General features: G+C 58.7%; 10 protein-coding genes. 6 read left to right on the top strand and 4 right to left on the bottom strand.

Features of this window, described 5'->3' with window-relative positions:
• Positions 1–2 precede the first annotated feature (2 nt).
• Positions 3–1397, top strand: a complete 1395-nt coding sequence (locus RHM56_RS07560) for an efflux transporter outer membrane subunit (RefSeq protein ID WP_322240092.1) — start codon at positions 3–5, stop codon at positions 1395–1397.
• Positions 1398–1531: 134 nt separating this feature from the next.
• On the opposite strand, the gene RHM56_RS07555 is transcribed toward RHM56_RS07560, so the two are convergent.
• Complete coding sequence (locus RHM56_RS07555; protein WP_322240090.1) at positions 1532–3145, bottom strand: PvdJ/PvdD/PvdP-like protein; 1614 nt, start codon at positions 3143–3145, stop codon at positions 1532–1534.
• Between the two features lie 192 nt (positions 3146–3337).
• On the opposite strand from RHM56_RS07555, the gene dkgB reads away from it, so the two are divergent.
• Entirely contained in the window at positions 3338–4144 is an 807-nt protein-coding gene (dkgB, locus tag RHM56_RS07550; RefSeq protein ID WP_322240088.1) for a 2,5-didehydrogluconate reductase DkgB, read from the top strand.
• Between the two features lie 117 nt (positions 4145–4261).
• On the opposite strand, the gene zapE is transcribed toward dkgB, so the two are convergent.
• Positions 4262–5380, bottom strand: coding sequence for a cell division protein ZapE (gene zapE / locus RHM56_RS07545; RefSeq protein WP_322240086.1), 1119 nt, complete (start codon positions 5378–5380; stop codon positions 4262–4264).
• A gap of 303 nt (positions 5381–5683) precedes the next feature.
• On the opposite strand from zapE, the gene RHM56_RS07540 reads away from it, so the two are divergent.
• From RHM56_RS07540 to RHM56_RS07530, 3 genes are all read left to right on the top strand, one after another.
• Positions 5684–5926, top strand: a complete 243-nt coding sequence (locus tag RHM56_RS07540; RefSeq protein WP_322240084.1) for a DUF2790 domain-containing protein — start codon at positions 5684–5686, stop codon at positions 5924–5926.
• A gap of 391 nt (positions 5927–6317) precedes the next feature.
• Positions 6318–6575: a DUF2790 domain-containing protein gene (locus tag RHM56_RS07535; RefSeq protein WP_322240082.1), complete on the top strand. Its 258-nt coding sequence runs from the start codon at positions 6318–6320 to the stop codon at positions 6573–6575.
• 97 nt (positions 6576–6672) lie between these two features.
• Positions 6673–7227 carry a GNAT family N-acetyltransferase gene (locus tag RHM56_RS07530; protein ID WP_322240079.1) on the top strand — a complete coding sequence of 185 codons (555 nt, stop codon included), beginning with the start codon at positions 6673–6675 and terminating at the stop codon, positions 7225–7227.
• 68 nt (positions 7228–7295) lie between these two features.
• Here the strand turns inward: RHM56_RS07530 and RHM56_RS07525 are convergent, their stop codons facing one another.
• Positions 7296–7574 carry a PepSY domain-containing protein gene (locus RHM56_RS07525; RefSeq protein WP_322240077.1) on the bottom strand — a complete coding sequence of 93 codons (279 nt, stop codon included), beginning with the start codon at positions 7572–7574 and terminating at the stop codon, positions 7296–7298.
• Positions 7575–7736: 162 nt separating this feature from the next.
• Between RHM56_RS07525 and RHM56_RS07520 the strand changes: the two genes are divergently transcribed.
• The gene (locus tag RHM56_RS07520; protein ID WP_322240075.1) at positions 7737–8738 is read left to right on the top strand and encodes a FecR family protein; all 1002 of its coding nucleotides are present in this window, start codon (positions 7737–7739) and stop codon (positions 8736–8738) included.
• 120 nt (positions 8739–8858) lie between these two features.
• Here RHM56_RS07520 and RHM56_RS07515 read toward each other — a convergent pair whose 3' ends face one another.
• The gene (locus RHM56_RS07515; RefSeq protein WP_322240073.1) at positions 8859–11171 is read right to left on the bottom strand and encodes an acylase; all 2313 of its coding nucleotides are present in this window, start codon (positions 11169–11171) and stop codon (positions 8859–8861) included.
• Positions 11172–11314: the final 143 nt, after the last annotated feature.

Here is an 11314-nt window from a genome sequence, read left to right as displayed (position 1 = left end):
TGATGAAGCCGTCTTTGAGCGTGCTGACCGCGTGCCTGTTGCTGGGCGCGTGCAGCCAAACCCCGCCACGCGACGAAAACCCTGTGCTGGCGCCTGCGGCCTGGCAATCGCCGCACGCCCAGGCCAGTCAACTGAGCCGCCAGCAATGGTGGAGCCAGTTTGGCAGCCCGCCACTGGATCGCCTGATCGCCCAGGCGCGCGTCGGCAGTTACGACCTGGCGGCAGCGGTCGCCCGCGTGCAGCAGGCCCACGCCACAGCAGTGATCGCAGGTGCCCCGTTGCTGCCTGAAGTGAAATTTGGCGGCAGCGCCAATCGCGAAAAACTGTTGCGCGGCAAGGGCTACAGCCAACTGGATGCCACCGACGACAACAAAGCGGTGGACTACTTTGACGCCAATCTGACCGCCAGCTACGAAGTGGATTTTTGGGGCGGCAAAGCGGCGGCCCGCGACAGTGCGTTACACGCCCTCAAGGCCAGCGAGTTTGATCAGGCCACGGTTGAGCTGACCTTGCTCAGCGGGGTCGCCACCCAGTACGTGCAAACGTTGGCGTTTGACGAACAACTGCGCATTGCCCGGCTGAATCTGGCCAATGCACAGCGCGTGCTGCACGTGGTGCAAACCCGTTATGACGCGGGCTCTGCCACGGCACTGGAGTTGGCACAGCAAAAAAGCCTGGTCGCCGCCCAGCAACGGCAACTGCCACTCGTGGCGCAACAGGCCCAGGAAGCGCGCATCACCCTCGCGGTGCTGCTGGGTGAGCCGGTGCAAAATATCACGCTGGGCGACACGACGTTCGCACAACTGCACTGGCCGGGCATTGGCAGCGGAGTGCCCAGTGAACTCCTGAGTCAGCGACCCGACATAGCCAACGCCGAAGCCAAGCTGGCGGCGGCCTCGGCCGACATCACCGTGGCCCGAGCGGCCATGCTGCCCAGCCTGACTTTGAGCGCGACACTGGGTTCAGGCGCAGACCGTTTAAGTGACGTGTTGCGCAGCCCGTTCTACTCCCTCACGGCGGGGTTGGCGGCACCGATCTTCAACAACGGCCGCCTCAGCGGCGAGCGCGACAAAGCCACGGCGCGCCAGCAAGAACTGCTGCAGACCTATCGAGGGAGCATCATCAGCGCGTTTGCCGACGTTGAAAAAGCCCTCAACAGCGCCAGCGGCCTGGACCAGCAACGGCAATGGCAAGACGAAGAACTTAAACAGGCGCAACACGCGTTCGACATCGCCCAGAGCCGCTATCAGGCCGGGGCCGAAGTGCTGCTGACGGTATTGGAAACACAGCGCACGCTGTATCAGGCGCAAGATCAAAACGTGCAACTGCGCCTGGCTCGGTTGCAGGCGAGCATTGCGTTGTACAAGGCGCTGGGCGGGGGTTGGCGGGTGCAATAAGCCCTTGTTTTTTGTTGTCGCTGCCGAGGCACGAAGGCTGCGATCGGCTGCGTAGCAGTCGTAAAACAGACGCGTCGGCGCATCCGTTGTATGGGCGCAAGCGCCCAATCGCAGCCTTCGTACCTCGGCAGCGACTACAGGGCCTTGACCACCAAATGCCGCGCATACCAGGGGCGACGTGGCACCCGGCGCAGCAAGCCGGTCATTTTCTTTTCGTCGCCAAAGGTAATGCGCAACGCCAGTTTCATGGTTTCGGGGTCCATCTCTACCGTTTTGCCCGTTGCCAACCCCGGCGTGGTGCTGCAACCGTGCGTCACCGGCCCCAGCCACGGGTCATCGACTTCCACCCAGCGCCCCGGGGCAAACCACGGCACGCCGTTGACCGCCTGGCGCGTCAGCTCCCCCGGATGAAAGCGTTCGTGCGCCCGAAACCAGTCCTCCAGACGATCATCGATCCAGCCATGAAAACGCCAGAACACCGGGTTTACGTGAGAGGAAAACGGGTCGCCGAGAAAATCGTTTTCCGCCACATACCAGCGCCCGGCGAAATCTGATGGATCACGCGCCATGGGCACCGGCGCGCCATTCGACGGGTCACGTGGCACCGACGCCCAGCGCATGTGCAGCCAGTCATGCAGGCCCAACTCGACCTCGGAACCCAACTGGCCCAAGGTCAAGGTCGACAAGTAACGCGGGTCGCGATAACGCGATTCCCACACCTCAAAGTTGCTGTGAAAAGTCTCGGCCTGTTTGATGTCACTCAGCCACTGGGTATAGGTTTCATCCCCCTCCGCCAGCCAGATCGGCGGCAAGGCGCTGCCGTCATGGTTGTCAAAGTAACGGGCGAATCCCGCACGGTCGCGTTCAAGCTCTGGCTGCGGCAAAGGGAACGCCTGCCACGAAGGCAAATCCTGTAGGGAGCGCGCCGTCAGCAGCATGTGCCGATGCATATAAAAGAAGTCCACGCCCGAGCCATTGCGGTCTTTACGCGGACCACGGGCATCGCGCTCTTTGTCACGCTGGCCGGGTTGCCAGCCGAGGCCGCGCAACGCGTTGCGCTTGTCTTCGGAGAGTTCGTGCCAGGTGTCGCGAGACGCATGCCAGAGCTGATGAAACAAACGGTGTTCGGGCGTCACCAGCCAGGCCAGCAGCGCCGGGTTGAGGCCTATGCGTTCGCGGGCCTCGGGGAATGTGCGCTTGAGCGCCACAAAGCGGTTGTCTTGCTCGGGCAAGGCCAAAGGCCGATCCAGTCGCTGCACCCGGCCGCTAAGGGTGCCGCTGCCTGCGTTGCCGTACGCGCCCCAGACTTCATCGAGACCAAAACTCAATTCGTAGTCGGGCTGAGACGAATCGCGGCCCGTAAGCCGCCAATACATCAACTGGGGATCAGGCGTCACCAAGTCACCCAGCACCCGATAACGCGGAGCTTGCTCGCTTTGCAGCACGTTCGCCGTGTCGAGATAACCCCGTACTCCGCGCCCGCGCGCAGCGATGTCCAGCCACACTTCAAGCCCTTCGGCGGGCAGCCCTTCAAGCCCGGCATCACGCCCTTCAAAACGGATGCTCCACAGCCCGCGCAATTGATCGGCAATCTGCTGCCCTGCGGTGTCGGCCAGGTCGACAGTCGCTTCACCGGGCGTGATCGGTTCGTCCACCCGCGTTAACTCGCGATGCCCAAAATACGCCGCTGGCGCTGCTGCGCCGGTGATCGCCAAGCCCGCGATAAACCATCGTCGAGAAATCGTCATTGCCCTACCTGTCCCCGCCCGAATGCAGGCGTTATCCAAGCTAGAACGTTTGCTTAACGATGAAATTTAGCCCGGCCCGGGAACAGCGATTCATGCTGCACGGTCAAGATTGCTTTGCTTGAACGATGGTTTTTCCCACCGTTCAAGCTGTAGATACTCGACTTCATTCTTACGACCACCAAGGAGTTATCCATGACAGTCCCTGCATTCGGCCTCGGCACCTTTCGCCTCAAGGGCCAAGTCGTTATTGATTCGGTGAAAAACGCCCTGGATCTGGGCTACCGGGTGATCGACACCGCGCAGATTTATGACAACGAAGCCGACGTCGGCCAGGCCATTACCGAGAGCGGCGTCGCACGTGATGAGCTGTATATCACCAGCAAAATCTGGGTCAGCCACTTCGCTAAAGACGCACTGATTCCAAGCCTGAAAGACAGCCTGAAAAAACTGCGCACCAACCACCTGGACTTGACCCTGATTCACTGGCCATCGCCCAACAATGAAGTGCCGGTCGCAGAGTTTATGGGGGCGTTGCTGGAAGCCAAGCGACAAGGCCTGACCAAAGAGATTGGCGTGTCTAACTTCACCATCGCGCTGATGAAAGAAGCAATTGCCGCCGTTGGTGCTGAAAACATTGCGACCAATCAGATCGAATTACACCCGTACCTGCAGAACCGCAAGGTGGTGGAATTCGCCCAGAGCCATGGCATCCATATCACGTCGTACATGACCTTGGCCTACGGCGAAGTGCTCAAAGACCCCGTGATTGTCGAGATCGCCGAGCGCCATAACGCCACTGCGGCCCAAGTGACGCTGGCGTGGGCGATGCAGTTGGGTTACTCAGTGATCCCGTCTTCGACCAAGCGCGCGAACCTGGAGAGCAACCTCAAGGCCCAGACGCTCAAGCTGAGCGATGACGACATGGCACAAATTGCCGCGCTGGACCGAGGCCATCGCCTGACCAACCCTTCGAGCGTTGCGCCACAGTGGGATAAATAACTAACCCTGTAGCCGCTGCCGCAGGCTGCGATAAGGGCCGAAGGACCTTCGCTCTTGAAAAAGCGTAAACCCTTCGGGCTCAGTCGCAGCCTTCGGCAGCGGCTACAACATTCGACATCACTGCACACCAAAGCGCTGCAACTGCATTTCTTGCAGGCGGCTCAAGGTTCGACGGAAAGCAAACTCCAGATAACCTTGGGTGTACAACTGGTCCATCGGCACGTGCGCCTCAATGCACAGCGGCACTTTGCGGTCGTAACATTCGTCTACCAACGCAATAAAACGTCGCACGCTGTCGTCATATTTTGACAACTGCGGCAATTGCCGATCACCCGCCTCGACCTTCACCGGACCGTCTTCGGTTCCTCGGGCAATCTTGCCCTCGCGCTGTTCCGCGCTCAGGCAAGGCACTTCGCTGAGCAAAATCACCTGGTAACGATCACACATGTCCATAAATTCGCTGGCTGCCAGTGGTTGTTCGCACATCTCGTGAAAGTTGCACCACAACACGGCCGCACTGGCCTGCACCACCGTCAGTGAACGATGGCCAACCACGATCGGCGCGTCTGAAGTTTCCTGCCCTTGTGTCAGGTCTTTGAACACTTGCCCCATCACACTGGGCTGGCCCGACGCCTTCACCCAATAGCGCTGATGCGCAATGCCGGGGTGCAGACGATGGTCTTCGGCGCCATCCACCGACACCACCTGCATATGAGCGAGGATCGCGGTGATCGCGGGGGCAAAGCGCTCTTTATTGTGGCCCTGACTGTAAAGCTGCTCCGGCGGCTGGTTAGAGGTGCACACCAGCACCACACCCTCGTCGAACATCACTTGAAACAAGCGCCCAAGAATGATCGCGTCACCAATGTCGTTAACGAACAGCTCGTCAAAACACAGCACCTTCAGTTCCTTGCCCAACTCTTTGGCCAGCACCTTGAGCGGGTCTGCGGTGCCTGTGAGCTGAAACAGCCGCTGATGCACCCATTGCATGAAGTGATGAAAATGCTGGCGCCGGGCAGGAACCCGCACGCTTTGGTAGAACTGATCCATCAGCCAGGTCTTGCCACGCCCCACCGGCCCCCACAAATACACGCCTTTGACCGACCGGGCGCCGTTGTGCAGGGCCTCGTGGCAGTGCTGCAACGCCTGTACCGCACGCCATTGCGCGGGGTCATGGACAAAACCTTGTTGTTCGACGGCCTGTTGCCAGGCACTGAGGGGGGACTCGACATTCATTGCGATGACTGGCTCCTGAATCAGACGCGGCAGTATGCCAGCAAGGCCAGGGGTTTCGGCACCTGAAATAGCCCGCGCCCCGCAACATTGTTACCCATGCGGTAACAGAGCATTTTGCCATTACCGCTTTTTAATTCGAGAGATCGGCGTAACATTCACACTATCAACCGAAAGAACACACACCGCAGCACGGTACTTCGTACGCAGCCATGGATTATTCAAAGGGCTTCGTAACTTCTCCCGCCCCATCGGCAAATGAAGTCAGTGAGCGCTAGCGCTTGGTTACTTTAAAGGCCTTTTAATATGAAAACCTTAATTGCAATGTGCTTGGCAAGTTTCGCAACAGTGGCACTGGCCAATGAAACCTCACCGACGCCCGAGCAATACACGTACGGAACAAAACTGGACATTGCCAAAGTCATCAGTGTGTCCGAAGTTCCTCAAGTCTGCGAAGTGGTCCCGGCAAAAATGATCTATGAAGATCATCAGGGCCAACGCCATGTGCTTGAGTACCACGTGATGGGTGACGGCTGCAGCCTGCACTAGTTGCGTTCGAAGAAACCTGTGGGAGTCTGGCTTGCCAGCGATGCAGGCGATGCGGTTTTTCTGTTAAACCGCATCGATACCCTCGCGGGCAAGCCCGCTCCCACAGGGGTATGCGTTAACTGACCGGTAATAGCTACCCGCCCCCTCTTGTGAGGGGGCTTTTTTATGCCTGACGCGCTCTAAAATATTGTTACAAATCCGGAAACACTGCATGGCGGTAACCGGACTTTAAAGTCGCCAGCAAATCCTTACTATAGAGCCATCCCTAAACACAAGATTGAAACAGGGCACGGTACTTCGTGTCAGGCACACACAAAAGTTGCCTGGCAACTTCTACCGCCACGTGGCACTTGAAGTCAGTTAGTCGTGATTGTTTAAGGTCTTATTGAAAATGAAACGTTTGATTGTTCTTGCTCTTATGGGTCTGTCTACATTAGCGGTGGCTGACGATCTTAAAGTTGCACAACAACAGCCCGCCGTTGAACACTACACTTACGCCACCGACCTGGACATTGCCAAAGTCATTAGCGTGTCGCCTGTCGCCGATGTGTGTGACGTGGTTCCGGCACAAATGACGTACGAAGACCATCAAGGTCAGCGTCATATCCTCGAGTACCGCGTGATGGGTAATGGCTGTTCTAACGGCTAATCACGGCACTCAGAATGGCCCTCGCTTGCGGGGGCTTTTTTATGGGCGCTGTTGAGGGGTAAGCTCGATGAAAACCAATGGCAAGGAGCCATATTCCATGCAAGCCCTGCCCACCCTGCATACCCCCCGATTAGTGCTGCAGCCTTTGAGCCTGGCGGATGCTGATGCTATCCAGCAGCGATTCCCGCACTGGGAAGTGGTCCGTTACCTGAATGACGTGGTTCCGTGGCCGTACCCCGAGGACGGTGCGCTCAGTTACTTGCGTGATGTCGCGCTGCCGGCCATGGCGCGTGGCGAGGAGTGGCACTGGACCCTGCGACTGTTGGCCCGCCCCGATGAGGTGATCGGCAGCATCAGCCTGATGGATCAAGTGGATAACAATCGGGGCTTCTGGCTATCGCCGCCTTGGCAAGGGCAAGGCTTGATGAGCGAGGCGTGCAAGGTGATAGACGCGTACTGGTTCCAAACCCTGGGCCGGGCGTTAATGCGCGTGCCAAAAGCAGCAGCTAACGAGCGCTCGCGGCGGATTTCGGAGCGTGGCGCAATGCGTTTGGTCAGCAGTGAGAAAGGTCGCTTTGTCAGCGGGGAATTTGCTTGCGAGCTGTGGGAGATAACCCGGGAACAATGGCTGAAACACCGAGACACTCTCTGAAGCAAGCCCGATCGCACAGAGTGGATCGGGCTGTAAACACTCAAAGCGCGCTTTGCCGAGAATCAGTCTTAATCTTTCTTCTCGGAGATCACTTTACCGGCCGAATCGAAAATAATTTCGTATTCAACACCCGCTTCCGATTTGATGCCTTCAGCCTTCCAGATCCCATTGGCAGGGTCTTGGGCCTCAATTTTTTTGATCACGGTGTACCCGTTCTTATCCTTGAGGACTTGAATAAGCTCTTTGGAAAAGGCCCAGTTGGGATCCTGATTTGGCTGGGCCATCGCCGCGCCCGAACTCATCAACACAGCAGCCGTGATCGCAGCAGCAAACGTTTTCTTCAACATTTTCTTAACTCCATTAATTGATGTTGCGTCTGGTAACCCATTGCCGAAATAACCGTAGCAGAGAAAAAACCGGCCATAAGGCTAAATGACCTCATTTTGACATGGCTCATGTTCTCGTTAGCGCAAGCGCAGGGTTAGAATGCACCGCACCAAGGAGCGCAAATGAGCGAAACACGCCTCACAGAAGCTGAATACGATGCCATCACTGAAGCGGCGGCCCAGTGGTGCATGCGTCTGCACGAACCCGATTGCACCGACCAGGAACGTGAAGCTTTCGCTGTGTGGCTGAACGCAGATCCGCTGCATGCGTTTGAATATGAAGCCATGCTCGACATCTGGGATGTCAGCGAGCATTTGCCGCCTCCCGCGCCGACGCCAGCGCCCGTCATTGCAATGGCCCGTGCACCTCGCCGCAGCCCTTGGCAGCAGTTGGGTATTGCGGCAGCCATCGCTGTCGTCGCCGTGCCGCTGGCGGCCTACAGCGGCTGGCAACTGGGTTGGATACCCCGTTCATACGAGCGCCTTGAAGCAGGCACCAGCGTGCGCAACGTGACCCTGCCCGATGGAAGCCAGGTTGAACTGAACCTGAGCACACAACTGACCTTCAGCGATTACAAAGACCAGCGTCAGGTGACCCTGAGTAAGGGTGAAGCGTTTTTCAAGGTCAGTCACGATGTCACTCACCCGTTTGTGGTTCAGGCGGCTGACGGGCGAATCCGGGTGACCGGCACCCAGTTCAATGTGTGGATGTACGAAGATCAGGTGCGCGTCACGCTGCTCGAAGGCTCGGTGCTGGTGACCAGCAACAAAAACCTGAATGGCGACGGCTTGCGCCTGGAGCCAGGGATGCAGGCCCGCTACAAAGCGGGGGACGACGCGCCGCAAATCAACCAGACCTACGCCAATGCGCCGGATCTGGCCTGGCGCAGCGGCAAGTTGATTCTGGATAACCTGACACTCGCCGACGCTTTGCCGTTGATCAACCGCTACCTGGACACACCGCTGGCGCTGGCTGACAACGCCACGGGCCAATTGCGCATCGGGGGCGTGTTCAAGACTCAGGAAATCCCCAACCTGGCGGCCTCTCTGCCCAAGGTATTACCGGTGTACGTGCGCGTAAGCCAGAACGGCACGCCGGTCATCAACTCCCTGCCCCGCGGCTGAGCAGCACTTCAAACCCACTGTAGGAGCGAGCTCGCCTCGCGATCTTTCAAATGATCAAAAGATCGCGAGACAAGCTCGCTCCTACAAGGCCTTGTTTCGCTTAAGTGAACAATTTAGCCACTACATAGCCCCTTTTATCCGGGTCAGTTGGTAATTCGGATCAGCCTTGATCTGCGCTTCGGTAAACGGCAGCGGCTGCCACTGTTTTTTCGAGAACGCTTCGGTCTGGTCCCGCGCATGCTTTGAAGCCGGGTCGCTGGAGATCGAGAACGCCAGCAAACCTTGAGCATGCGGCCCCTGTTCGTCGAAAGTCACTGTTTGCACATAACTGGTACCGCTCACCACTTCACGCTTGCCACCCCCGCTCGGCACGCTTTGCATGGCGTTGTACACACCCAGGCTCGCTGGACCGCCGTGAATCGGGGTCTGCTGGCCGCCACTGCTGACCACTTGGATCTCTCCCCAGGTCACGTCGGGTTTTAACCCTTCCTCGGCCACTTTCGCAGCCGAATCCAGAAACGCCTCACGCACTGCGCTGACTACCGCTGGCTGGCCCATGCTCAGGCCGCGTGGCGTGTGTTGCGGGTCTGCCGGGTTAAACGGCACCCGCCACACGTCCGGCACCTCAGACAGATGCGCCATGATGTTCTGGAAATGCACCAGGCCAATCCCGCTATTCAGGTTCGCCTGTTGGTCCCACGCGTTGAGACTGGCACACACCAGCGCCAAGGGTGCTTGTTCGGTTTGCAGAGGGTCATCACAAAAGGCCAGCAGGTCCGGCATGACCTGCCCCGCGAGGTACACCTGATCGTCCATCACCAGGCCTTGCAGGTCCGACACGCTGATCGCCCCCGGCTGACTCAAGCGTTGCAAGGCAAAACGTGCACGCGGCCCCAGCGGCTGGCTGTCCTGGCTGATCAACGGCGAAAAGCCGGTCAGTGGCGCGTTCGGGTTAGCCATCCAGGCCGAGTCATTGGAATGCTGAACGTAATCGTTGCGACGCAATTGCGGCAGTTTGCTCGCAGGGTAAATACCCGACTGCGCCGCGCTTGGATCAACGGTCCAGTCACAGGCGCTGCGGCTGCCGTCGAGCACAATCATCTCAAGGCCAGCACGCGGGTCGCTGCACGCGGCCAGTTTGGCTGCGTCGACATACGGCACCACCGACAGGTTCATGTACAGCGCTTGCCCCCGGTCATCCACCGCCACGGTGTTGACCCATGGAATGCCCTGAATCGTGCTCACCGACGCCTGCAGGTCATCGAGGCTGCTGGCCTGGTTCATCGCGTACCACTGCTGCAACACCCGGTCATTGTGCAAATTGGCATCGCGCAGGCTGAACGCCGCGTGATCATCCCAATCCAGCCTACCCGGCCATTGCACGATGGGCCCGAACACCGAGCTGTAGAGCGTTCGCGACACCGGCTTGAGACTGCCGTCCGCCTGTTTGACGCTGACCGTAACGGTGTGTGTATCGAGCGCCCGCGACTGGCCATCGAGCAGGTAGCGCGTGGGGTCCTTGGGGTCGAGTTCAAGTCGGTACAAGGTGAAGTGTTTGGACGTGTCGACCGTGTGGGTCCAGGCCACGTGCGGGTTAAAGCCGATGTTGATCATCGGCAAGCCCGGCAGAGCCGCGCCCATCACATCCAGCTTGCCGGGGATGGTCAGTTGCATCTGATAAAAACGCATGCCGCCCTCCCACGGGAAGTGCGGGTTGGCCAGCAGCATCGAATGGCCTGTTTGCGAACGTGCGCTGCCAATCGCGACTGCGTTGCTGCCGCGATCCAGGGCAAAACGCTGCATCCGTTCAGCAGCTATTTGAAAACTGCCCGCCGAGCGGCTGGCATGCGCCGAGGCGGGTTGCGGCGGGGTTGCCGCTACCAAGGCCTCGGCAAACTGACCTGCCCCACCTTCCACTAACAAGCGACGCGTCAGCTTGACCAGATCCAATGCCGTGATCGGCCGCACAGAGGCGTTGTTGCAGGGTGCGGGCAGCCCTTTACGCTCGCTGAGCTGGCGGTTATAGCCCGCCACATAGCCTTCGACCAGATGGCGGACCTCTGGGGTTTGCGCCTGCCAAAAAGCAGCCACGGCCTCAGGGTTGTTGAGCCAGGTGAAAAACACATCGCTGGACAGGTTGTCCCGTTCGTCTAGCGTCAGTTGTTCGGGGCCAAAGTATTTCGAGCGCTCGCCGTTGACCGTCACCACTTCGTTGGCCAGCAGGCACAGGTTGTCTTGGGCGTAGGCGTAACCAATCCCGTAGCCCAACCCGCGTTCATCGGCAGCGCGAATATGCGGCACGCCAAACGTGGTGCGACGGATGTCTGCACTCACACCAGTGACAGACGTTTGGGCCCGCACTGGCAGGCTCAGGCTCAGCCCTAGGCACAGCACGGCAAAACAGGTCTTGCTCAAGGGTTTGGAAATGATCACTCGGACTCCTTTTCGTTCATTACAAAAAGCCCGGCCGCTCACTCCATTGAAAACACCACCCGGCAAATGTCTGTACTAGAAACGAGCCGGATTAAAAAAATTTAATAATCGCTTAAAACCCATGTCCAGACAGGGTTCTTTCG

Origin of the sequence: Pseudomonas sp. CCC3.1, from assembly GCF_034347405.1 — a bacterium.
Lineage (GTDB): Bacteria > Pseudomonadota > Gammaproteobacteria > Pseudomonadales > Pseudomonadaceae > Aquipseudomonas.
This window is presented reverse-complemented; position numbering and strand designations above follow the sequence as displayed.

Coding starts and splice junctions, on each gene's coding strand:
- RHM56_RS07535 (WP_322240082.1), top strand. CDS start 6,318: ATGAAACGTTTGATTGTTCTTGCTCTTATGGGTCTGTCTACATTAGCG.
- dkgB (WP_322240088.1), top strand. CDS start 3,338: ATGACAGTCCCTGCATTCGGCCTCGGCACCTTTCGCCTCAAGGGCCAA.
- RHM56_RS07525 (WP_322240077.1), bottom strand. CDS start 7,574: ATGTTGAAGAAAACGTTTGCTGCTGCGATCACGGCTGCTGTGTTGATG.
- RHM56_RS07560 (WP_322240092.1), top strand. CDS start 3: ATGAAGCCGTCTTTGAGCGTGCTGACCGCGTGCCTGTTGCTGGGCGCG.
- RHM56_RS07540 (WP_322240084.1), top strand. CDS start 5,684: ATGAAAACCTTAATTGCAATGTGCTTGGCAAGTTTCGCAACAGTGGCA.
- RHM56_RS07520 (WP_322240075.1), top strand. CDS start 7,737: ATGAGCGAAACACGCCTCACAGAAGCTGAATACGATGCCATCACTGAA.
- zapE (WP_322240086.1), bottom strand. CDS start 5,380: ATGAATGTCGAGTCCCCCCTCAGTGCCTGGCAACAGGCCGTCGAACAA.
- RHM56_RS07555 (WP_322240090.1), bottom strand. CDS start 3,145: ATGACGATTTCTCGACGATGGTTTATCGCGGGCTTGGCGATCACCGGC.
- RHM56_RS07530 (WP_322240079.1), top strand. CDS start 6,673: ATGCAAGCCCTGCCCACCCTGCATACCCCCCGATTAGTGCTGCAGCCT.